This is a genomic window from Ensifer adhaerens (assembly GCF_002940685.1).
Lineage (GTDB): Bacteria > Pseudomonadota > Alphaproteobacteria > Rhizobiales > Rhizobiaceae > Ensifer > Ensifer adhaerens_E.
The window spans coordinates 95,229-117,208 of the sequence record NZ_PNFP01000013.1 but is presented as its reverse complement, the minus strand read 5'-3'; the positions used below and the strand labels follow the sequence as shown (position 1 = coordinate 117,208).

19 protein-coding genes are annotated in these 21,980 nt (G+C 63.7%); 16 read left to right on the top strand and 3 right to left on the bottom strand.

All coding sequences use genetic code 11. The features are described 5' to 3' along the window. The first annotated feature begins 41 nt into the window (after positions 1 to 41). The 7 genes from C1A35_RS24055 to C1A35_RS24025 all read left to right on the top strand — a co-directional run bounded on the left by C1A35_RS24055 (position 42) and on the right by C1A35_RS24025 (position 8,072). Positions 42 to 1,760 carry an ABC transporter permease gene (locus tag C1A35_RS24055; protein WP_104666793.1) on the top strand — a complete coding sequence of 573 codons (1,719 nt, stop codon included), beginning with the start codon at positions 42 to 44 and terminating at the stop codon, positions 1,758 to 1,760. Continuing rightward, positions 1,753 to 2,832, top strand: a complete 1,080-nt coding sequence (locus tag C1A35_RS24050) for an ABC transporter ATP-binding protein (RefSeq protein ID WP_104666792.1) — start codon at positions 1,753 to 1,755, stop codon at positions 2,830 to 2,832. Before C1A35_RS24055 ends, C1A35_RS24050 begins: the two co-directional genes overlap by 8 nt. A 21-nt stretch (positions 2,833 to 2,853) precedes the next feature. Beyond that, positions 2,854 to 4,068, top strand: a complete 1,215-nt coding sequence (locus tag C1A35_RS24045; RefSeq protein WP_104666791.1) for a CaiB/BaiF CoA transferase family protein — start codon at positions 2,854 to 2,856, stop codon at positions 4,066 to 4,068. Continuing rightward, positions 4,065 to 4,913: an HpcH/HpaI aldolase/citrate lyase family protein gene (locus C1A35_RS24040; RefSeq protein WP_104666790.1), complete on the top strand. Its 849-nt coding sequence runs from the start codon at positions 4,065 to 4,067 to the stop codon at positions 4,911 to 4,913. The genes C1A35_RS24045 and C1A35_RS24040 overlap by 4 nt, the downstream gene beginning before the upstream one ends. A gap of 27 nt (positions 4,914 to 4,940) precedes the next feature. Then, the gene (locus tag C1A35_RS24035) at positions 4,941 to 5,969 is read left to right on the top strand and encodes a hydroxyacid dehydrogenase (protein ID WP_104666789.1); all 1,029 of its coding nucleotides are present in this window, start codon (positions 4,941 to 4,943) and stop codon (positions 5,967 to 5,969) included. A 23-nt stretch (positions 5,970 to 5,992) separates the two neighbouring features. Further along, positions 5,993 to 6,670, top strand: a complete 678-nt coding sequence (locus tag C1A35_RS24030) for an RraA family protein (protein WP_104666788.1) — start codon at positions 5,993 to 5,995, stop codon at positions 6,668 to 6,670. Positions 6,671 to 7,022: 352 nt separating this feature from the next. Then, positions 7,023 to 8,072 (top strand): ornithine cyclodeaminase, encoded by a 1,050-nt coding sequence (locus tag C1A35_RS24025; RefSeq protein ID WP_104666787.1) that lies wholly within the window; start codon positions 7,023 to 7,025, stop codon positions 8,070 to 8,072. Between the two features lie 184 nt (positions 8,073 to 8,256). Here C1A35_RS24025 and C1A35_RS24020 read toward each other — a convergent pair whose 3' ends face one another. The 3 genes from C1A35_RS24020 to C1A35_RS24005 all read right to left on the bottom strand — a co-directional run bounded on the left by C1A35_RS24020 (position 8,257) and on the right by C1A35_RS24005 (position 11,592). Beyond that, a complete protein-coding gene (locus tag C1A35_RS24020) occupies positions 8,257 to 8,652 on the bottom strand; it encodes a hypothetical protein (protein WP_104666786.1) in 396 nt (131 codons plus the stop codon). Between the two features lie 852 nt (positions 8,653 to 9,504). After that, entirely contained in the window at positions 9,505 to 10,743 is a 1,239-nt protein-coding gene (locus C1A35_RS24010; RefSeq protein WP_104666784.1) for an NAD(P)/FAD-dependent oxidoreductase, read from the bottom strand. A gap of 24 nt (positions 10,744 to 10,767) precedes the next feature. Further along, positions 10,768 to 11,592 (bottom strand): M55 family metallopeptidase, encoded by an 825-nt coding sequence (locus C1A35_RS24005; protein ID WP_104666783.1) that lies wholly within the window; start codon positions 11,590 to 11,592, stop codon positions 10,768 to 10,770. Between the two features lie 111 nt (positions 11,593 to 11,703). Here C1A35_RS24005 and C1A35_RS24000 point away from each other — a divergent pair, with 111 nt between their 5' ends. The 9 genes from C1A35_RS24000 (at position 11,704) to C1A35_RS23960 (ending at position 21,979) form a co-directional block, all read left to right on the top strand. Further along, complete coding sequence (locus C1A35_RS24000) at positions 11,704 to 13,161, top strand: M81 family metallopeptidase (protein ID WP_104666782.1); 1,458 nt, start codon at positions 11,704 to 11,706, stop codon at positions 13,159 to 13,161. Between the two features lie 178 nt (positions 13,162 to 13,339). Beyond that, positions 13,340 to 13,972, top strand: a complete 633-nt coding sequence (locus C1A35_RS23995) for a helix-turn-helix domain-containing protein (protein ID WP_104666897.1) — start codon at positions 13,340 to 13,342, stop codon at positions 13,970 to 13,972. Positions 13,973 to 14,095: 123 nt separating this feature from the next. Further along, a complete protein-coding gene (locus C1A35_RS23990) occupies positions 14,096 to 15,637 on the top strand; it encodes an ABC transporter substrate-binding protein (RefSeq protein ID WP_104666781.1) in 1,542 nt (513 codons plus the stop codon). 134 nt (positions 15,638 to 15,771) lie between these two features. Further along, a complete protein-coding gene (locus C1A35_RS23985; RefSeq protein ID WP_104666780.1) occupies positions 15,772 to 16,785 on the top strand; it encodes an ABC transporter permease in 1,014 nt (337 codons plus the stop codon). 2 nt (positions 16,786 to 16,787) lie between these two features. Further along, a complete protein-coding gene (ddpC, locus tag C1A35_RS23980) occupies positions 16,788 to 17,696 on the top strand; it encodes a D,D-dipeptide ABC transporter permease (RefSeq protein ID WP_104666779.1) in 909 nt (302 codons plus the stop codon). Further along, a complete protein-coding gene (locus C1A35_RS23975) occupies positions 17,693 to 18,718 on the top strand; it encodes an ABC transporter ATP-binding protein (RefSeq protein WP_104666778.1) in 1,026 nt (341 codons plus the stop codon). The genes ddpC and C1A35_RS23975 overlap by 4 nt, the downstream gene beginning before the upstream one ends. Continuing rightward, positions 18,715 to 19,707, top strand: coding sequence for an oligopeptide/dipeptide ABC transporter ATP-binding protein (locus tag C1A35_RS23970; protein ID WP_234822972.1), 993 nt, complete (start codon positions 18,715 to 18,717; stop codon positions 19,705 to 19,707). Before C1A35_RS23975 ends, C1A35_RS23970 begins: the two co-directional genes overlap by 4 nt. A 229-nt stretch (positions 19,708 to 19,936) precedes the next feature. Further along, complete coding sequence (locus C1A35_RS23965) at positions 19,937 to 21,091, top strand: alanine racemase (RefSeq protein ID WP_234822971.1); 1,155 nt, start codon at positions 19,937 to 19,939, stop codon at positions 21,089 to 21,091. A gap of 63 nt (positions 21,092 to 21,154) precedes the next feature. Next, the gene (locus tag C1A35_RS23960) at positions 21,155 to 21,979 is read left to right on the top strand and encodes a creatininase family protein (protein WP_104666776.1); all 825 of its coding nucleotides are present in this window, start codon (positions 21,155 to 21,157) and stop codon (positions 21,977 to 21,979) included. Position 21,980: the final 1 nt, after the last annotated feature.

The following is a 21,980-nucleotide window of genomic DNA, read 5'->3' as shown; positions in this document are numbered from 1 at the left end:
CCGTCTTTCGCGCATGCGGACGGCCTTCGAGGACTATTGCCATGACCGAACTCGCAGCAGGGTCGCCAGCGCACGCCGGGCGTGACCGATCGACCGCAATCTTCTGGACCGTGAGCATCCTGACCACGATCCTTGTGATCGGGCCGATTGCGCCGATCATCCTCCAGGCCTTTCTGGACCAGCCGCTCTACAAGCCCGAAGCCGCGCTGACCGCCGGCAACTTCGTTCGCCTCTTCACCGAGGCGGGCATGGGCAGGATCGTGCTCAACACGCTCTTCTTCGCCGTCGTCACGATGGTGGTGGCGCAGCTGTTCGGTTCGGTCATGGCGGTCATCGTCGGCCGCACCAATCTGCCCGGTCGCAAGTGGATCGGCGAGATCCTGATCTGGCCACTTTTCGTCAGCAACCTCGTCATGGCCTTCGGCTGGTTCACGATGTACGGCCCGTCCGGATACATCACCCTTGCGGTCAAGGCGGGAACCGGGCTCAGCCCATGGAACCTCTATAGCCTCACCGGCATGAGCATCGTCGCAGGCCTCAGCCAGGCGCCGCTTGCCTATCTCATGTGCATCGGCGCCGTTACCAAGGCCGATGCGCAGCTCGAGGACGCCGCCCGTTCGGCGGGCGCCAGTCCGATGAAGGCGCTGCTCAGCATCACCGTTCCGATGATGCGGCCGGCCATGGTCTATTCCGCGGTCCTGAACTTCGTGATCGGCATCGAGATGCTGGCGATCCCGCTCGTCTTCGGCGGTCCGAGCGGCATCCATACGGTGACGACCTTCCTCTACGACCAGGGCATCAACGCCGCCGTGCAATCCGACTACGGAATCGTCGGCGCGGGTGCGGTGATGCTGCTCGTCATCGTCGGCCTGCTGGTCTGGTTGCAGGGCCGCCTGATGAAGGACAGCGGCCGCTTCGTGACCGTGCGCGGCAAGGCCTCGCGTCCGTCGCTCGTCGATCTCGGAAAATGGCGCTGGGTCGCATTTGCGGCGGTCGCGGCCTATGTGCTCTTTACCATCGTTGCCGTCTTCGCCGGCATCTTCATGCGGGCGAGCGTCAGTTTCCTAACGCCCCTGGTCCCGTTCTGGAAGCTCTTGACCCTCGCCAACTTCGAGCTGATCTTCAGCCAGCCCGGCTATATCAGGGCCATCCTCAATTCGGTGGTCATTTCCTTCCTCGGCGGCATCATCGGCACGGCCTGCGTGGTTCTGATCGCGCTCGTGGCCAAGCGCTCCGAGTTCCGCTTCCGTCGCGCCCTGGAATATGTGGCCCTGTTTCCGCGCTCGCTGCCGGGCATCATCGCCGGCCTCGGGTTCTTCTATGCGGTGATCTGGGTTCCCGGCCTCGACATGATCCGCGGCACGATCTGGATCCTCATCGCCGCCTTCGTCGTGCGCTACATTCCCATCGGTTTCGGCGCCATCGCTCCGGCACTGTCGCAGATCGGGGAGGAGCTCGACCGGGCGTCGCGCATCTCCGGCGGGGACTGGTGGACGACCGTCACACGCATCGTCCTGCCGCTTCTCAAGCCGGCGCTGTTTTCGAGTTTCGCGCTGCTCTTCATCCACTTCTTCAAGGAGTATGTGACCGCGGTTTTCCTCTACCAGCCGGGATCCGAGATCATCGGCTCGACCATGCTCCAGCTCTACGCCCAGGGCGATAACGGACCCGTGTCCGCGCTGGCCACCATCCAAGTCATCATCACGGCCTTGTTCGTCTTCATGGCGCGCCGTCTACTGGGAGCCAAGATCTATGGCTGATCTCATCCTCGACGACCTTTCCATCAGCTACGGTTCCTACAAGGCCGTCAGCAACGTCTCGTTGACGATCCCGAAGGGGGAATTCCTGACGCTGCTCGGACCGTCCGGCTGCGGAAAGTCGACCACGCTGTTTGCGATCTCCGGGCTCAACCACGCGACCTCCGGTGCAATCCGGATGGGCGAGCGCGTGCTTTTCGACGGCAGAAGCGGAACCGTCGTGCCGCCCGAGCAGCGCAACATCGGCCTCGTTTTCCAGAGCTATGCGTTGTGGCCGCACATGTCGGTCGCCCAGAACCTCGCCTATCCGCTGAAGTTGAGAAAGATCGGGCGCGCCGAGCAGGACGAGCGGATCAGGGAGGCGCTCGAACTGGTCGAGATGGGGCGCTTTGCGGAGCGTTACCCGTTTGAGCTTTCCGGCGGACAGCAGCAGCGCGTCGCCCTTGCGCGTGCGCTGGTCTATCGCCCGGGCCTCCTGCTTCTCGATGAACCTCTCTCCAATCTGGATGCCAAGCTGCGTGAACGGGCGCGCGTCTGGCTGCGCGAACTGCAGGAACGGCTTGGCGTAACGACCGTCTACGTCACGCACGATCAGGCCGAGGCGCTTGCGGTGTCCGACCGCATCGCGGTCATGGACACTGGCCGCATCCGGCAGCTCGGCACCCCGAAGGAGATCTACGAGACCCCGGCCGATGCCTTCGTTGCCGACTTCATCGGTTCGTCGAACTTCCTTACCGGGACCGTGGTCGGCGGCAGCGATGGAGCCGCAAGCGTCCGCCTGGACGATCGAACGGTCATCCGCGCCAAGGTCGGCGCGGGCGGCACTGGTGAAAACGTGGTCGTTGCGGTTCGTCCGGAACGCCTGCAGATCGTCGGTGGCGCCGGCGACAACGTGGTGCAGGCGACGGTGCAGGGCGGGGCCTATCTCGGGTCCGTCTACCAGTATGAGCTTGTCGGCGCCGGCAGCACCTTCCGCGTACAGACAAGCCGGGAGATCGCCGACAGCCAGGTCTTCGTCTACGTGCCGCCGGAAGCGTCGACCCTGTTTTCCGCGCAGTCCCGCCCGCAGGCCTGACGCATGAGGACGGATCATTCAATGACCAGGGAACCGAAACGCTTCGACGCGAGCGCAAAAGGGCCGCTCGACGGCATCCGTGTCGTCGACCTGTCCCGGCTCGTTGCCGGCAACATGCTGTCGCTTCAGCTCGGCGATTTCGGTGCCGACGTGATCAAGGTCGAGCCGCCGGCCGGCGACCCCTTGCGCGACTGGCGCGACGGGGGAAGTTCGCTCTACTGGAAGACCTATGGCCGCAACAAGCGTTCGGTCATGCTCAACCTTCGCGAACCGGCGGCGATGGACGCGCTGTTCAAGCTGCTCGACACGGTTGACGTCTTCATCGAGAACTTTCGCCCGGGCACGCTCGAAGAGATGGGACTGGCGCCGGAAAAGCTTCTGGCGCGCAATCCCGACCTGATCATCGTGCGTATTTCCGGCTTCGGGCAGACCGGTCCCTATGCGGAGCTTCCCGGCTTCGGCACCCTCGTCGAAGCGATGAGCGGCTTTGCCGCGCGTACCGGATTTCCCGATCGCGAGCCGGTGCTGCCGCCGCTGGCGCTTGCCGACATGATCGCCGGCATCTACGGCGCCTCCGCAGTCAGTACGGCGCTTCTGGCCCGCGAGCGGGGTATTGCCCGCGGTCAGGTCATCGACCTTTCCCTTCTCGAGCCGATGTTCTCCGTGCTCGGGCCGGAGGCCGCGATCTACAAGACGACCGGCAAGATCAAGGAGCGCGTCGGCAGCGGTTCGAACACGACGTCGCCGCGGAACGTCTATCGCTGCGCGGATGGCAAGTTCGTCGCCTTGTCGGGCTCGACCCAGGCCGTGGCGAAGCGGATCTTCGAGATCATCGGCCGGGCCGACATGATCGACGACCCACGCTTTGCGACCAATACCGACCGGGTTTTCAACCGGCCGCTGGTCGACGAGGCGGTTGGGGCCTGGTTCGCGACGCGCGACCGTGACGACGCGCTCGAGGTGATGCGGGAGGCGGGGGCGACAGTCGGCCCCGTCTACAACATCGCCGATGCCTTTTCCGATCCGCACTTCGTCGAGCGCGAGGTTTTCACAGAGGTCGAGGATCGTGATTTTGGTACCTTGCCGATGCACAACATCCTGCCTCGAATGTCGGAAACGCCGGGTGTCTGGCGCAAACCGGCGCCGTCGCTCGGCGAAAACACGCGGGACGTGCTCGCAGAAGCGGGGCTGTCGGCCGACGAGATCGATCTGATCATGGGAGGACGCACCGAATGAGGCTGCGCTCGCTCCTCTATGTCCCCGGCAGTTCGCCGCGGTTCCTCGAAAAGGCGCATGAGCGTGGCGCCGACGCGATCATCGTCGATCTCGAAGATGCGGTCGCGCCCAGCGAGAAGGAATCCGCAAGGGCAGCCCTCGGGCAGAACCTGCCGATGGTCGGCCAGAGTGGCGCGATGGTCATCGTCAGGATCAACACGCATGACGAGGCGGCGATGCTTGCGGATGCGGCGGCGGCCTGCGTAGCCGGCGCCGATGCGCTTTACGTGCCCAAGGTTTCCTCGCCTGAGCTCCTGCACAGGCTCGACCGCCATCTGCAGCCGATCGAAGCGGCGACCGGTCGCAGCCAGATGCGCTTCGTGCCGCTGATCGAGGATCCGATCGGATTGCAGAATGTCGCGTCCATCGCTGCAGGGCCCCGGGTTTTCGCGATTTCGGCTGGTGGCGAAGATCTCGCCACATCCATGGCGGCGCAACCGACGCCGGAGGTTCTGCGTCTGCCGAAGCTGCTGATTCACTACGCGGCGAAAGCCGCGGGGATCATGTCCTTCGGATTGCTGCGCAGCACCGCAGATTATGCCGACAAGGTGGCGCTCGCCGCCGCGATAAAGGAGGCCAAGGACTTCGGCTTCGATGGCGCGACCTGCATCCATCCGAGCGTCGTTGCCTTGCTGAACGACGGCTTTTCGCCGTCCGAAGCCGAACTCGACCGAGCCCGACGCCTCATCGATGCGGCGGATGCCGCGTCAGCCGACGGCGTCGGTGCCTTCGTCTTCGAGGGCAAGTTTGTCGACCTGCCGATTGTCACCCGCGCCCGCGCCTTGCTGCTGCGCGCCTCACATTGACCTTGCCCCACGCTATTGGAGAAAACAGTGCCAAACCCTTCCAGCGCCACGGGTGAGCGCCGCCGCAAATGGCGCGTTCTCGTCACCCACAATACGATCGCTTCAAGTGCGGTCGAATTGCTCAATGCGCATGACTGCGATGTCTTCTTCTCGCCGCCCTACGACGCCTCCGATGTCGTCGCTGCGCGCGCCGCCGAACTCGGGATCGATGCAATCATGGTTCGTCAGGGGCAGATCAGCGAGGCGGTGATCGCCGCCTCGCCGAACCTGAAGGTTATCGTCAAACATGGTGTCGGCGTCGACAATGTCGACATCCAGGCGGCGGCGGACCGGGGCGTGCCGGTGCTGCGTTCCATGGGATCGAACGCACGCGCGGTTGCCGAACACGCGATCGCTCTTTCGCTCGCCCTGCTCAAGGAGATCGGGCCGCTGACGGCGGCGGTCAAGAACGGTCGCTGGCCGAAGCCGACCTTCATGGGACGGGACATTGCCGGCACGGTGATGGGGCTCGTCGGCTATGGCGCGATCGGCCGGGAAACCGCGGCGATGGCCCGCGCGCTCGGCATGGACGTGATCGTCTACGATCCGCACGCGGCGGCGGGGCTCGCCGAGGAGAGGGTCGAGACCGTCAGCGATGTGGACGATCTTGTCCGCCGCGCCGATATCGTCAGCCTGCATTGCCCGCTGACGGCCGAAACGCGCCACCTGATCGACGCGCGTCGCCTTTCGTTGATGAGGCCGACGTCATTCATCGTCAACACCGCCCGTGGCGGCCTCGTCGATGAGGCCGCGCTCGCCTCCGCCTTGCGCGACAAGCGCATCGCGGGTGCCGCCCTCGACAGCTTCGCCACAGAGCCACCGGCCGCAGACAACCCGCTATGGGCAGCGCCGGACCTGCTGGCCACGCCGCATATCGGCGGCGTGACCAAGGGCTCGTCAAAGGCCATGGCAGAGATCGCCGCACGGCACATCATCCGCGTGCTCGGCGGCGAAGAGCCCGACGCCTTCAGCCTTGCCACGCCGCAGAGCCTCGGCCTGCGCAAACAGCCAGCCTAACCGTTCCGAGGAGAGAACAAGAGATGCCGATCGGTTTCCGAGTGAAGAGCGACATGGAACGTGTCGATCCCTCCCATGTCGAGGCGTTCCGCGCCTTGCCTGTCGCCAATGTGTCCGACAGCATGTCCAGGCTGGTCGCCGGCGGAGACCGGTTGCGCCCGATGCACGGCGGCGGCGTGCTGGCCGGCCCGGCGCTCACGGTCAAGACTTGCCCCGGCGACAACCTGATGCTGCACAAGGCGATCGACATCGCCAGACCCGGTGACGTCATCGTCGTCGATGCCGGCGGCGATACCACCAACGCGCTCATGGGCGAGCTGATGTTGGCCCACGCGGTAAAGCGCGGGGTCGCCGGCTTCGTTCTCAACGGTGCGATCCGCGACGCCGAGGCCATACGCGCCCAGGAATTGCCGCTTTATGCGATCGGCGTGACGCATCGAGGCCCTTACCGCACCGGTCCCGGCGAAATCGGTTTTCAGATTTCGATAGCCGGCATGGTCATCAATCCGGGAGATCTCGTTCTCGGGGATTTCGATGGTGTGGTCTGCATTCCAAGAGCCGATGTCGACACGATCCTCAAGGCGACCCGCGCCAAACACGATGCCGAGGCCAAGCAGATGACGGCGACGATGCGCGGCGACATTGACCGATCCTGGGTTGACCGGGAGCTGGAGCGGTTGGGCTGCAGTTTCGACCGCTGACCAGCTCATCGGGCCGGCGATGGGCACCGCGCAGACGTCAGAACCCCTTCCGTCGATCGAGGTCGCATGTTTTCGCCTGAGGCAGAACCGTGGTTCCGCCTCAGGCCCGTCCGTCACACGCCCTGTCAGTTCCGACAAAACCCGGATCCCCGAAGACCGCACGGCCCTCAAAGTGGGTGGACAGGACTTTTACCTCGCCGATTTCCACCCTTCGGTGGATAGAAATCGTCCGGGGCAAGGCGCGAATGAGGCCACTTCGGACTGGACGAATTCCTCGAAGTGAAGACACTGGATTCACCGGCGCGATAGCTCCGTCGAAGCGTTCAGCATCAACCTCGCAAGGAACTGCCAAATGGTTCTCCCTCCTTCCTCGAAAGCGCTCGTGCCCTTCGTCAGCGTCGAAAACATGATGCGCCTCGTGCATCACGTCGGCGTCGAACGCATGTTGATGGAACTCACGGACGCGGTTGAAGCCGACTTCCTCAGGTGGGAAAGCTTCGACAAATCGCCACGCGTCGCCTCGCATTCCCGCGAGGGCGTGATCGAGCTGATGCCGACCTCCGACGGCGAGATCTACAGCTTCAAATATGTAAACGGTCATCCGAAAAACATGGCGGAGGGGCTTCAGACGGTGACGGCCTTCGGACTTCTGGCGGAGGTTTCCACCGGCTATCCCGTGCTTCTGACGGAGATGACGCTTCTGACGGCGCTGCGAACCGCAGCGACTTCGGCAATGGCCGCCCGACACTTGGCGCCGAAGGGCGCCAAGGTCATGGGGATGATCGGCAACGGCGCCCAGGCGGAATTCCAGGCGCTCGCCATGAAAGCCGTGCTTGGCGTCGAGGAAATCCGGCTCTACGACATCGATCCGCGTGCGACCGAAAAGACCTTGGCGAACCTCAAGGGCTCAGGCCTGACGGTCACGGCCTGCAAGACAGCGCAAGATGCGATCGAGGGTGCCGGCATCATCACGACCTGCACGGCCGACAAGCAATTCGCGACCATCCTCACGGACAACATGGTGGGTGCGGGCATTCACATCAACGCCATTGGCGGCGATTGCCCCGGCAAGACGGAACTGCACGGCGACATTTTGCTGAGGGCGGACACGTTCGTCGAGTACACGCCGCAAACCCGCATCGAAGGCGAGATCCAGCAGATGGCGCCGGATTACCCGGTTACCGAGCTTTGGCGCGTCGTGCGCGGCGAGCTGCCCGGGCGCCGTGACGCAACCCAGATCACGCTGTTTGACAGCGTTGGTTTCGCCATCGAGGACTTCTCCGCCCTTCGATATGTCCGCAACATCGTCAAGGGCACCGATTTCTATCAGGACATCGACATCATCGCTGATCCCGACGATCCGCGCGACCTGTTCGGCATGTTGCGGCGATCCGCGATGTAGCGATCCCGTTGCGGATTGTGTGCCGGCTGGGCGGGGGGCTATCTGTTGAAGCGACGGCGATCTGTTGCGATGACCAAAGCGCCTTGACGTGCCCGGCGGACGCCGGCCGCCGACGAAGAACATCAGGCTTCGCCGGCGACACCGTCGTGATCGATGATCGGGTCGCGGACCGACCGCGTCCCGTTCACCGTGCAGGGCCTGCGTCGATGTGGGCGTTGCCTGGGCCGTGAACAGCAAACTGTACGATGCTGAGGGCGCAGATCACGGTGTAGAAGATCGAGAACGAGACAATGACGATCCATCGCTCGGTCTTGAACTCTTCTCCGCGATGAAAAGGGCTGGTCTGCTCGCGATATCTTTGCTGCCATCCTTCACCGTCCCCAACGAGTGCGCTCGCCTGCAGCATCCACCAGACACCGACAACCCAACCGGTTCCGAAGCTCGTGAGGAGCAGAACGAACGAGAACAGGCCGATCCATTCCGTTAACGTCGAGGGCATGCCTTGTTCATCGAGCCCATAGGCGGTTGCTCCCCACCCGATCCCGAGGATGGCAGCGGCTGCCAGGAGACGCGTCGTCATTGCTGTTCGCCTTCGGCCCGCACCACAGGCGCCGAATCCGGAACATCGGACCGTGGGTCGGTTAGCGCCAGTCCAGCCAGGGCCGCAAGGCATAGGCAGGTGCAGATACTTATCATCTTGCGCTGCCTTCTGAATTCCTGTCCGTGCCAAAGCTCCCACGTTGCCCGGCGTACCTTCTCCATCTGAACGGCGTTCGGTTGAGTGACATCGGTCCATACGTCGAAGTGGATCTGCACACGCAAAGTGATTGCGAAAGCGATTAAGACACCCGCGGCAAAGGTAACCATGCAGAGAAGTCGAAACCATTCCAACGGTGACAGCGAGAACATCAGCCCCCCTCTCTACCAGAAGTGTATTTCACAAATCTTGTTATTCAAGATAATCCTAATTTACTATGGGCAGCTTCTTGTTGCCGTGGGTTAATGCGGCAAGGTTGAAACATTCCGAAAGAAGTCAGTTCCCGCACCGTCGGCCAATCCAGTGCACCGGCACGAGTCTTGTGTTGCAACTCTCGTCGACATGTCGCGGAAAGGTCCGGTATGGGGAGCTGAAGTGGAACGGTACCGCGTGGCTGTCCATGTCGAGCCGCGCTCAGTGAGGGTGGTTCGCGACCCGGCAATCACTGAAGCTCTTTAACGTGGGAGGTCAATGTCGGCCTTCAGGGTCTACCAAACGCTGGTCCGTTCGACGAGAAAGGAGCCGGCCATGGGCAATCCCAAGGACGGAAAAGACGCAGGTATGTGCCTTTGCAGGCGCAAACGCAAAACCGCTGCCGGCCGGCGTACCGATCGTCATTGCAGCGGTGTCAATCGTCCGCGTCGCCAACGGTTGCGCAGAGCGCAGTCCTAAAGGCTACGCCCAGTTTCGCGCGAGAGGCAACAGGGGCAGGGTCAACGGATTGGTGTGATGCCCGCTCATCTGTTCCGCCAGGAGAAGCGCTGTTGTCGGCCCGAGGGTAAAGCCCTGATGCCCGTGGCCGAAATGGAACCACAGACCCTTGTGCCTGCTAGGCCCGACGACGGGTAGCATGTCGGGCATGCAGGGGCGCGTGCCCGACCATGGCTTTACTTCAACGGGTTCGCGCAGCCCGAAGAGTTCGCGGGCGGCGCTGACGGCGTGCCGTATCTGTCGTGATGCAGGCGCTGCGCCGAGCGGCGCCAGGTGCGCGCCGGTCAGGACCCGCCACCCCGCGTTCATCGGGGCGATGAGGGCGGACCTGTCGACGTCCAGCATCGAAATGCGAGGGCCGTACTCGCCGCCAAAGTGCCAGTGATAGCCGCGCTTGAACACCATGGGTACACGATAGCCGAACCGCGCCGCGAGCACCGGGGACCACGGCCCCAGGGCGACGACCGCGTTTTCGGCCGCGACGTCTCCGTCCTCCGCCAGGACCCGCCAGCCGGCGCCGGTCTGTTGCAGGGACATGGCGTCACCTCTGGCAAGCTTTCCGCCACGGGCGACAAAGAGCGCGGCGTAGCGGGAGACCAGCTCGCCGGGATCGCGGCAGGTCCAGGGTGAAGTCCAATGGACCGCGCCCGCCAGCCGGCATTTGAGTGCAGGCTCGCCTGCCGCAAGTTCGTCGGACGTGAGCACGTCCGACGGCACGCCATAATCACGCTTCAGCCGCTCGGCGGTTGCGGCCGCGGCGTCGAGTTTTTCCGGTGAACGGTAGACCGCGCGCCAGCCCTGGCGGACGATCAGGTCGCCGGCCTTGGCGGGTTCGACAAAGCGCGCGTGATCGTCGCTTGCCCGCAGCGCCAGCTTCGAATAGGCCGCGATGGTTCTCGCATAGGGCGCGGGTGCCGACTGCGTGAAGTAGCGCCAGAGCGGGCCCGCCAGTCGCGGCATGTCGCCGAGCCCCCAGTCCGTATCGTTGCCGCGCTTCAGCGCGACCCTTACGATTTCGCGCAGGGAACGCGGGAAGGCATAGGGCTCCACGGCCTCGGTCTGGATGATGCCGGCATTGCCGTAGCTGGTTTCCCGGCCGGGCGCCTTGCGATCGATGAGCAGTACCTGGTGCCCGGCCTCCTGCAAGGCGAGGGCGGTAGAGACGCCGACCATGCCGGCGCCGAGGACGATAGAGGTGGTCATGATTGGGTACCGGAGAAGGGCTCGTCAGAAGGTCAGGCGGGAGTTGTAGCCGACCACGAACTGGATGAAGCGCGAGACGTCGACCATGTCGTCGCCCCGGTAGCGGATCGTGTAGCCGTCGGTGCGTTCGACCCCCTTGAGATAGGAGAGGTACTCGGCCGGAAGGCGGTTGCGGAAGACAATCTCAAGGACAGGATTCTCCAGCTTGAAGGGCCTCGCCGATCCGGCTTTCGCCAGCGCCGCCTTGACGCCCTCGCGGAGCCGGCGATGGGCGACGGCCGGCGTCAGCGTGATCGCCGATTGCGTGCTGTAGACCTGCTTGACCGGCACCGTCACGATGTCGCCGATACGCTCCCTGATTTCCTCCAGGGCAACATTGTCACCGGAGGCGAGCAGCACCGGGACGTCGAAATGTCCGGCAATGGCGGCGTTGATGCCGGCCTCCGGCATGACGACCCCGTTGATGCGCACTTCGGCAAAGGCAGTGCCGCCGATCGTGTGCGACAGCACGCCGCCCACATGGCTCGCACCGGCGTGGTAGCCGAGAAGCATGGCGCCGACGAAGGAGCCGAGCTCGACGCCCTGCATCATCATCAGCGGACGCGGCCAGCTGCGCACCACCTGCACATAGTCGGGCAGGCGGTCGATCAGGATGCTCTCGCCATTTCCGTGGGAATCGCTGAGGATGACTTCCTCTACACCTTGCTCATGCGCGGCCTCGCAGGCATGGACCACGGTATCGGTCATCCAGCGACGGGCGTTCTCATACTCGAAACCTTCCGGCATCAGTTGGTCGCGGCTGACGACCCCTACGATTCCCTCGATGTCAGCGGAAATATAGATGCGCATTCCTGCCTCCCCAGTCAGCCGCGCGATGGCGCGGATAATGCATTTGACTTTCCGACGATAAACATAGTTTTATGATTAGAAAATATCTTTCTTGATTGGCGGGGGACGAAAATGAAACTTTTCATCGCAGGGCTGGACACCGAGACCAACACCTTTTCGCCGATGCAGACCGGCCTCGAGGCCTTCCGGGAAAACCTGATTGCCTATGGCGACGCGACCTGCAGGCCGCTCAATTGCTGCTCGTCCCAGATGTTCGTCTGGCGCAACGCCGCCCAGGAAAAGGGCTGGGATGTGGTCGAGAGCCTGTGCGCCGTGGCGGAGCCCGGCGGCAGGACGACGCGGGCGGTCTATGAAAGCTTCCGCGCCACCATTCTCGACGATCTCAAGGCGGCGATGCCGGTTAACGCTGTCATGCTTGCTCTCCATGGCGCCTGCGTCGCCGACGGCTACGACGATGTCGAAGGGGATCTGCTCGCCCATGTTCGGCAAGTGGTTGGGCCCGACGTACCCGTCGCGGCCGAGCTCGATCTCCACTGCCATATCACCGAACGCATGCTCGCCAACGCGACCATGATCGCCACCTACAAGGAATATCCGCATACCGACATCGAAGAGGTTGCGGAGCAGCTGTTCCGGTTGATGGAGCGCACGCTCGCGGGCGAAGTGAAGCCAGCCATGGGCGTCCATGACTGCCGCATGATCAACACCTTCCATCCCCATCGCGCGCCGTTGCGCGGCATTGTCGACCGCATGAAGGCGATGGAGGGGCAGGACGGGGTGCTCTCGGTCTCCTTTGGCCACGGCTTCCCCTGGGGCGATGTTGAGGATGTCGGCGCCAAGATGCTTGTCGTGACCGACAACGATCCGGAAAAAGCCGCGCGTGTCGCCCGGTCCTTCGGTCGGGAGATATTCGAGGCACGTGAACACATGCGGGGAGATTATCTCGGCATCGACGCCGCACTGGATCGCGCGGTTGCCGCGAAAGGCGGTCCCGTCGTGCTTGCCGACGTCTCGGACAATGCGGGCGGGGGTGCTCCCGGAGACTCAACCTTCATCCTGCGCCGCGTCATCGAACGCGGCATCGAAGACGTGGCCTCCTGTCTCTACTGGGATCCGATTGCCGTGCGCATGTGCCGCGAGGCGGGAGAAGGGGCCACATTGGCGCTGAGGATCGGCGGCAAGGTTGGGCCTGCGTCCGGCGACCCGCTCGACCTGACGGTGAAGGTCAGGCGCGTGGCCTCCGGCATCACCCAGCGCTTCGGGCCGACGCCGCTTGCCATCGGCGATGCCGTGTGGGTCTCGGCCGGGAGCATCGACATCGTGCTCAACACGGTGCGCACCCAGACCTTCCACCCGGAATGCATGACGGCGCTGGGCCTGGACCCCGCGCGCAAGAAGATCGTCGTGGTGAAATCCAGCAACCACTTCCGTGCCGGCTTCGAACCGATCGCCCACGAAATTCTCTATGTCAGCGCGTCCGGCGCCTTGCAGCCGACTTTCGAGGATCTGGCGTTCACCAAGCTGAAGCGCCCCTACTGGCCAAGGGTCGCCAACCCGTTCGCCGAATAGAAAGCCGGCGGAGCGCTGCAAGTCGTTGTGGGGCAGGGATTGCCTTCAACACGATGTTGATTTCGGTCGCGTATTATAGGAAATGGTTTTCCTATAATACCAATCGGATTCTGTGTGTTGCGGACGGGAAAGAACCGGCGAGCACTTTGATGGCTGCAGGCAAATGGAGACGCCAACGATGACCGACGCGAAATCCAGCCTCGGCGAGATTCTGAAGGATATTCGCAATCGTAACCGCTGGACCTTGGCCGAAGTCAGCTCCATGACCGGGCTTGCGGTCTCGACCCTTTCCAAGGTCGAGAACAACCAGATGCAGCTCACCTACGACCGGTTGATCCAGCTTGCCCAGGGCCTGAAGGTCGACATCGTCGAGCTTTTCGGGACCATGGCGGGCACGGAAGACGTCCCCAACATGCTCGGTCGGCGCACCTATACCAAGTCCGGCGACGGGCGGGAGATCGTCACGCAGAACTACGACTATCTCTATGTCTGTACGGAGATTTCGAAGAAGTCGATGGTTCCGATCCTGGCGGTGGCGCGGGCGCGCACGCTCGAGGAATTCGGCCCGCTCATCCGGCACAAGGGCGAGGAATTCTTCTACGTTATCGACGGCGAACTGGAACTTCACACTGAGATCTACGCGCCCCTGCGGCTCAAGAAGGGCGATTCCTGCTATTTCGACGCGATGATGGGCCACGCCTATCTGAGCGTCAGCGACGAGCCGGCGCAGATTCTATGTGTGTGCTCGACCCCGGAAACCGAATTGGTCTCCACATTGGCGAACGCGCAGACGATTAAGCTCAAAAGCTGATCGAAACTAAAAAACGAATACGATAAGAAAAAATATTGCACTTAGGAAAATCGTTTCCTAGTCTAGGGCTGCGGTGGGTGCCGGGAGGGCATCGCACGCCGCAGTTCTGGGGAGGACTACGAGATGAACGGTTCCAAGTGGAAATCGATCGGCATTGCATTGCTTCTGGCATCGACGCCGCTTTCCGACGCGATGGCTGCGCAGGACGTGCTGGTGCTGGCGCGCGCGGAAGATCCGCCGACGGCCGATCCAGGCATTGAGATCAGCAACAGCGGCTACACGCTTACTTACGCCGCCTATGAAAGGCTCGTCGCCTACAAGGGTGCCTCGACGGAAGTCGGGCCGGAACTCGCCGAAAGCTGGACTGCCGACGATGCCGGTCTCGTCTGGACCTTCAAGATTGCGGCTGGCCACAAGTTCGATGACGGCTCGCCGGTCGATGCCGCTGCCGTCAAGTTCAGCTTCGATCGGCTGATGAAGCTGAAGGCTGGCCCCTCGGACGCCTTTCCGGTGCTGAAGGAGGTCGAGGTCGTCGACCCGCAGACCGTGAGATTTCACCTGACCGCGCCGTTTGCTCCGTTCATTTCCACGCTTGCCGTCTCCGGCGCTGCGATCATCAATCCCAAGGTGATGGAGCATGAGAGGGACGGCGACATGGCGAAGGCCTGGCTTGCCGAACATTCGGCCGGCAGCGGCCCCTACCGCATCGCCTCCTGGGAGCGCAACCAGAGCATCGTGCTCGACCGCAACGAACACTATTCGGGCAGCCAGCCGGCGCTGAAGCAGGTGGTCCTGCGCATCGTCGGCGACGTCTCGGCCCGCCGCCTGCAATTGACCAACGGTGACGCCGACATCATCGAGCAGATCCCGCTCGATCAGGCCGAAGCGCTGCAGAAGGATGCCTCCGTCGTCGTCGAGAGCAATCCGAGCATGTATGTGAACTACATCTACATGAACAATCGCCAGCCGCCGCTGGACGACGCCAAGGTGCGCCAGGCGATTTCCTATGCCGTCGACTACCAGGGCATCATCGACGGTATCATGCTCGGCCAGGCCAAGCAGATGCGCGGCGCGGTGCCGAGCGGCATGTGGGGACACGACCCGGAAGGCTTCCAGTACACGTATGACGTCGAGAAGGCCAAGGCTCTGCTCGCCGAATCCGGCAAGAGCGACATCCATCTGACCTACACCTTCTCGCAGGCAGATCCCGCCTGGGAGCCGGTCGGTCTGGCGCTGCAAGCCTCCCTTGCAGAAGTCGGCATCAAGCTCGATCTGCAGGCGGTCGCCGACACGACGAAGCGCGAGCTGGTCGCCAACGGCAAGTTCGACATGGCGCCTGGTGCCTGGACGCCCGATTTTGCCGACCCATACATGTTCATGAATTACTGGTTCGACGCCGACAAGATGGGCGGCCCGGGCAACCGTTCCTTCTACGGCAACAGCAAGGTTACGGGTCTCGTGAAAGAGGCGGCATCGATCGTCGATGAAGGCAAGCGCAAGGCGCTCTACATCGAAGCGCAGAAGCTTTCGACGGACGATGCGCCCTATCTCTACATCATGGAGAAGAACGACATCTTCGCCCGCCGCGCCGCGGTGAAGGGCTATGTCTACAATCCCATGCTGATCCAGGTCTACAACTTCGGAACCATGTCGAAAACGGAATGAGGCATGAGGTCAAGCCGCGCCTTGGCCAACCTCCTTTCGCGGAACGCCTGCCGCCGGTCGCAGTGACCGCGGCGGCAGGGGTTCATCGTTTCCCAAGCTAGGCAGGGGTTTCCCTGCCGGAAGGGCTGACGTCCATGGCAATCACCCGCATCATCGTTCCGCGCCTGATCCTCCTGCTTTTCGTCGTGCTGGGGGTCGCGGTCATCACCTTCACGATCTCGCACCTCATTCCCGGCGATCCTGCCCGCATGATCGCGGGCGACCGGGCAAGCGCCGAAACGCTTGAAAACGTCAGACGCAATCTGGGCCTCGACCGACCGGTCGTCGAGCAGTTCACCATCTACATCGGCAATCTGCTTCAGGGCGATCTCGGCACGTCGCTTCGGACCAACCGCCCGGTCGCAGCCGACATCCGCACCTTCCTGCCGGCGACGCTGGAGCTTGGAACGGTCGCACTCTTCATCGCGATCTGTCTCGGCGTGCCGCTGGGCGTGCTGTCGGCCGTCTACAAGGACGGCCCGATCGACCAGATCGCGCGCACGGTCTCCGTCTGCGGCATCTCGATGCCGGTCTTCTGGTTCGGCCTGATCCTGATCTATGTCTTCTACGCCAAGTTCCAGATCCTGCCCGGCAGCGGGCGGCTGGCGATGGGCATCGTAGCACCCGAACGCATCACCGGCTTCCTGCTCATCGACTCGCTGCTGCAGGGCCGCTTCGATGCCTTTCGCAGCGCCCTCTACCACATCATCCTGCCGGGCTTCGTGCTGGCCTTCGCCAACATGGGCGTCATCACCCGCCAGATCCGCGCCTCGATGCTCGATGTGCTGCAGGAAGACTACATTCGCACGGCGCGCGCCAGCGGCCTGCGCAAGGGCATGATCATCTTCAATTATGCGCTCAGAAACGCGCTGATCCCGTCGATCACGCTGCTGGGGCTGGCGCTCGGCGATCTGCTCTACGGTGCGGTGCTGACCGAGACCATCTTCGCCTGGCCGGGCATGGGCACCTATGTCGTCACATCCATCCAGACGCTCGATTTCCCCGCCATCATGGGCTTCACCATCGTCGCATCCATCGGCTACGTGCTGATCAACCTCCTGGTCGATCTCGCCTACATGCTCGCCGACCCGCAGATCAGGGAGGTCTGACCATGTCCGCCGTCATGCCGACAGAACCTGTCGCAGCCAATGCCGCAATGCGCAGGACGAAGTCCCTCTCCGAGCGGATGCGGTATCTCTGGTACCTCGGCCGCCGCAGCCCGCTGACCCTGGTCGGCGTCGCGATCATCCTCGCCGTTCTCGTGATGATCATCGCCGCGCCTTTTATCGCGCCCTACAATCCGGACAAGGTGTCGCTGACGGCACGGCTGTTGCCGCCGAGTGCCGCGCACTGGTTCGGTACGGACGAGGTCGGCCGCGACCTGTTCTCGCGCGTGATCTATGGGGCAAGGGCGTCCTGCGGCGCCGCCTTCATGATCGTCCTGATCTCGATGTCGGTCGGGGTGCTGATCGGCTGCTTCTCGGGCGTCGTCGGCGGGCGGGTCGATACCGCCATCATGCGATTGATGGATGTCGTGCTCGCCCTGCCGGCGCTGGTGCTCGCCATGGCGCTGGCCGCAGCGCTCGGTCCAAGCCTGTTCAATTCGATGTTGGCGGTCGCGATCGTGCGCATCCCCGCCTATGTGCGCCTCGCCCGCGGCCAGACGCTTTCGCTGCGCGAGCAGGTCTTCGTGAAGGCGGCGCGCACCTATGGCGCCTCGCCCTTCTACATCCTGCGCTGGCATATCCTGCCGAATGCGATGTCGCCGATCATCGTCCAGGCGACGCTCGATCTCGGCGGCGTCGTGTTGATCGCAGCCGCCCTCAGCTTCATCGGTCTCGGCGCCCAGCCGCCAACCGCCGAATGGGGGGCGCTCGTCAGCAGCGGCCGCAGCTACATGCTCGATCAATGGTGGTACGCGACCTTCCCGGGGCTGGCGATCCTGATCACGGCCATGGGGTGCAATCTCGTTGGCGACGGCATCCGCGACATGCTCGACCCGCGCTTGAGGGGCAGATGATGACGACCGGCACGGCAGAACCACGCGGCCAGGCGCTGGCCATCAACAATCTGTCGCTGGAGTTTCCAACCTTCAGCGGCGCCGTCAAGGCGCTCGACGACGTGTCGATCAGCGTCGGAAAGGCCGAGATCGTCGGCATCGTCGGCGAGTCCGGCTGCGGCAAATCGGTGACGACGATGGCCGCAACGGGACTTCTGCCCAAGGGGCGCTACCGGGTCACCGGCGGCACGGTCAGGCTCTTTGGTCACAGCACCCTCTCCATGGACGACAGTCAGTTGCAGGACCTGCGCGGCAAGGTGGTCTCGACCATCTTCCAGGAGCCGATGAACGCGCTGAACCCGACGATCCGCATCGGCAGGCAACTGACCGACGTCATCATGCGTCACGAGGAGGTTGGCCCGGCTGATGCCAGGCGCATCGCCCGCGACATTCTCGCCGACATGCTGATTGGCGAACCGGAGCGGGTGATGAACCTCTACCCGTTCGAGCTCTCCGGCGGCATGCGGCAGCGCGTGCTGATCGCCATGGCTTTCTCCTGTAATCCCGGTCTCATCATCGCCGACGAGCCGACGACCGCGCTTGATGTCACCGTCCAGGCGGTGATACTTAGACTGATCCAGAACCGAGCCCGACGGACGGGCACCGCCGTCATCTTCATCTCGCACAATGTCGCCGTCGTGTCGCAGCTCTGCGACCGGCTCTATGTGATGTATGCGGGAAGGATCGTCGAGCACGGCGCCACCCGCACCGTGCTCGAAACGCCCCAGCATCCCTACACCCAGGCGCTGTTGCGCTGCCTGCCGGAGCGGGTGGCGCCGAAGCAGGAACTCGAGGCGATCCCTGGTGCCGTGCCGAACCTTCTGCAGCCGCCTTCCGGCTGCTATTTCCAGCCGCGATGCAAGGAGGCCGTCGAACAATGTCGATCCCAGACCCCGCAGTTGACGGGAGCCGACGGACAGCAGGTGGCCTGCTGGCGGCGCGGTGTCGCGGTGGAGCTGCCAGAGCAGGGAGGCCGGCGATGACGGAAAGCGTTGAAACGATGATGCGACCGGTGCTCGAGGTCTCGGACCTCCATGTCCGCTTCCCGGCGTCCCGAAACTGGCTCGGTCGCCCCACGTCCCACGTGCATGCCGTCAACGGCGTGAACCTGACGGTCCGCGCCGGCAAGAGCCTCGGCATTGTCGGCGAGTCCGGCTGCGGCAAGAGCACGCTCGCCCAGGCGATCATCGGCCTTGCGCCTTACGAAGAGGGCAGGGTCAAGATCGACGGGGAGGACTTTCAGGGCGCACAGGGCAAGCAGAAGCGCGCCTTGCGGCAGAAGATGCAGATCGTCTTTCAGGACCCGCAATCCTCGCTCGACCGGCGCCTGCCGGTCTGGCGGCTGATCAGCGAACCGCTGCACATTCGCGGCGGCCGCAGCAGGGCCGAGCTGCATGAGAAAGCGGAGGAACTGGCCGTCGCCGTCGGGCTCCGGCCGGAACATCTCGATCGGTTGCCGCACGAGTTTTCCGGCGGTCAGCGCCAGCGCATCGCCATTGCCCGCGCGATCAGCACCGACCCGGAGCTGATGGTGCTGGACGAACCGACATCGGCGCTCGACGTCTCGGTACAGGCGCAGATCATCAACCTGCTCCTGAAGCTGCAGCGCGAGCGCGGGCTCACCTATCTCCTGATTTCGCACGACGTCGCGCTGGTGAGGCATTTCTGCGACGACGTGGCGGTGATGTATCTCGGCCAGATCGTCGAATCCGGCCCGGCCGACGAGGTGTTGCGCAATCCCCGCCATCCCTACACCCAGACGCTTCTGGCGGCGGCGCCGAGCTTCGAAAGCCCGCTGCCGGACATTGCGCAGGTGCGCGCGGGCGAGCTCCCCAACAATCGCCATCTGCCGGACGGCTGCTTCTATAAGCAGAGATGCGACAGGATCAGCGGTGGTTGCGAGGCCGGCCAAGTGCTGCGGCGCCTGAGCGACAGCGCCCGCCACGTCAGGTGTCACCTGGCACAGGCGTAAAAGCGCAGAAATCTCACGTCAGACTCGCGTCTGCCGGCCGCAACCGGCGGAACGGCACGGTGACGCCTGTGCCATTTGATGCGCGATTTCGATAGTTTGAGAAATATAATTTTCTTATAGGAAAAATAATTTGCTTGATATTTCCGACTGTGCAAATTTGTAGCCGCCGCCTTCGGGCGGAGCTTGCCAATCGGGTTTCTCGCGAACCCGCCGCTTGCCGGAGATGATATTGACTGACTCAACGCTGATAGCTGCCTTCCGTCGGCCGAGCCCGGCCGACCTGCCGACGCCCTACGTCGAACTCGACGAAGATCGGCTGACGGCCAATCTGCGCGGCATGCAGACGCGGGCCGATGCCGCAGGTGTTGCGCTACGCCCGCATATCAAGACCCACAAGAGCCTGGCGATCGCCCGCCGCCAACTCGATCTCGGCGCGGTCGGTGTGACTGCTTCCAAGCCGGAGGAAGCGCTTGTCTTCGTCGAGGCGGGTGTTGCCTCGATCACGCTTGCCTATCCGATCGTCCGGCCGGAAAAGATCGACCGGCTGGTGGCAAGCGCCAAGGCGCGAGGAACCGAGCTGCTGCTGATTGCGGCACATGAGACAGGCGTCGACGCGATAGGGGCAGCAGCAGCGGCGAACGGCGTTCGCCTTGGCGTGTTCCTCAAGGTCGACGTCGGGCTCGGCCGTGTCGGCGTCAAGCCGCAGGACCCGGCCGCCCTCGTGCTGGTGGAGCGGATCGACCGCCATCCACACCTGACCTTTGCCGGCCTGCTTTCCCATGCCGGCCACTCCTACGGCAGCAAGAGCCCGGAGGAACTCGCAACGATCGCGGCGGCGGAGGCGCGCGATCTTCTCGATCTGGCCGGCCGTTTGCGGCAAGCCGGGGTTGCCGTACCGGTCATTTCGGTCGGTGCGACACCGACATGCCTCGGCGCTCCCATTCCTGAAGGCGTCACGGAGATCCGCCCGGGCAACTACGCCCTCCTCGACCGCACGGCGCTGCGTCTGGGGATAGCCACGCCGGACGCTATTTCGCTTTCGGTGGTAGCGACCGTCGTTGCCCACAACGACAGGCATTTCATCGTCGACGCCGGCTCCAAGTCGCTGTCGTCCGATCTCGGCGCGCATGGCTCCGGCGGCAGCGGATTTGGCATCGTCGTCAGCGTCGACGGAGGCTCTGAGGCGTCCTGGGAGGTCGAGCGGCTTTCCGAAGAGCACGGCTTTGTCCGTTTTGACGGTGCGCCGCCCGCGATCGGCAGCCGCGTCCGCATCTTTCCCAATCATTCCTGCGCCGTCGTCGCGCAATTCGACAGCGTGACCCTGCGGCAATCGGATGGGCGGGCGGTGACACTGCGGGTCGATGCCAGGGGACGCCAGACGTAAGACGCGTGCCCGCCGGCGCCGCGGCGAACAGATGTTGCTTTGCTGAAATGAAAGAGGCCAGACATGACGAAAGAAGTTGAATGGGCGCGCATGACTGCGCCAAGCCTGCGCGAAATTGCCGGCAAGCCGGGCGCGCTTGCAATCCTGCCGATCGGCTCGCTGGAGCAGCACGGCCCGCACCTGCCAGTCATCACGGACACCGCCAGCGCATCGGCGGCCGCGATCCGCGCGGCTCGGCTGGTTGCCGATGACATTCCGGTTGCCGTTCTTCCGGGCCTGTGGACCGGCATGAGCGAGCATCATCTGCCGTTCGGCGGCACGATCACGCTCGACTATGACACGCTGAGCCGTCTCATCCGCTGCATCGTCCGCTCGCTGAAGACACTCGGCTTCCAGCGCCTGTTCATCGTCAACGGTCACGGTGGCAACATGGAGCCGCTTGCCGTTGCCGTGCGTGAGCTGGCGGTGGAGTTCGCCATGCCGATCGTCGCCACCACGCCGTGGATGCTGGCGCCGGAGGAAGCGCAGAAGATCTTCGAGGTCGATACGGGCGCCCACCACGCCTGCGAAGGCGAGGCATCGGTCATGCTGGCGATCGTGCCGGACGCGGTAAAGACCGAAATGTTCGGCCAGGCCTTCGGCAACCAGCGGCACCCCGTCGACGTGCCGGGCGACGTGTCGCGCTTCTATTCCTTCGCAGAGCGTGCGCCGGTGACCGGCACCTGGGGTGATCCGCGCAGCGCAACCGCGGAAAAGGGCGAACGCTTCCTCGACCTGCAGGCGAGCGAACTCGTGAAGCTGATCCGCAACGACGTGCTCTGGACCACGCCGGACCCGGTCTGGACGCCTGGCCGCGGGCTCGGCACGACGGCCGGCAAGGCCGACTGAT

Coding starts and splice junctions, on each gene's coding strand:
- C1A35_RS24030 (WP_104666788.1), top strand. CDS start 5,993: ATGCCGATCGGTTTCCGAGTGAAGAGCGACATGGAACGTGTCGATCCC.
- C1A35_RS24000 (WP_104666782.1), top strand. CDS start 11,704: ATGAAACTTTTCATCGCAGGGCTGGACACCGAGACCAACACCTTTTCG.
- ddpC (WP_104666779.1), top strand. CDS start 16,788: ATGTCCGCCGTCATGCCGACAGAACCTGTCGCAGCCAATGCCGCAATG.
- C1A35_RS23995 (WP_104666897.1), top strand. CDS start 13,340: ATGACCGACGCGAAATCCAGCCTCGGCGAGATTCTGAAGGATATTCGC.
- C1A35_RS24005 (WP_104666783.1), bottom strand. CDS start 11,592: ATGCGCATCTATATTTCCGCTGACATCGAGGGAATCGTAGGGGTCGTC.
- C1A35_RS24010 (WP_104666784.1), bottom strand. CDS start 10,743: ATGACCACCTCTATCGTCCTCGGCGCCGGCATGGTCGGCGTCTCTACC.
- C1A35_RS23985 (WP_104666780.1), top strand. CDS start 15,772: ATGGCAATCACCCGCATCATCGTTCCGCGCCTGATCCTCCTGCTTTTC.
- C1A35_RS24020 (WP_104666786.1), bottom strand. CDS start 8,652: ATGACGACGCGTCTCCTGGCAGCCGCTGCCATCCTCGGGATCGGGTGG.
- C1A35_RS23990 (WP_104666781.1), top strand. CDS start 14,096: ATGAACGGTTCCAAGTGGAAATCGATCGGCATTGCATTGCTTCTGGCA.
- C1A35_RS24040 (WP_104666790.1), top strand. CDS start 4,065: ATGAGGCTGCGCTCGCTCCTCTATGTCCCCGGCAGTTCGCCGCGGTTC.
- C1A35_RS24050 (WP_104666792.1), top strand. CDS start 1,753: ATGGCTGATCTCATCCTCGACGACCTTTCCATCAGCTACGGTTCCTAC.
- C1A35_RS23975 (WP_104666778.1), top strand. CDS start 17,693: ATGATGACGACCGGCACGGCAGAACCACGCGGCCAGGCGCTGGCCATC.
- C1A35_RS23970 (WP_234822972.1), top strand. CDS start 18,715: ATGACGGAAAGCGTTGAAACGATGATGCGACCGGTGCTCGAGGTCTCG.
- C1A35_RS24045 (WP_104666791.1), top strand. CDS start 2,854: ATGACCAGGGAACCGAAACGCTTCGACGCGAGCGCAAAAGGGCCGCTC.
- C1A35_RS24025 (WP_104666787.1), top strand. CDS start 7,023: ATGGTTCTCCCTCCTTCCTCGAAAGCGCTCGTGCCCTTCGTCAGCGTC.
- C1A35_RS24055 (WP_104666793.1), top strand. CDS start 42: ATGACCGAACTCGCAGCAGGGTCGCCAGCGCACGCCGGGCGTGACCGA.
- C1A35_RS23960 (WP_104666776.1), top strand. CDS start 21,155: ATGACGAAAGAAGTTGAATGGGCGCGCATGACTGCGCCAAGCCTGCGC.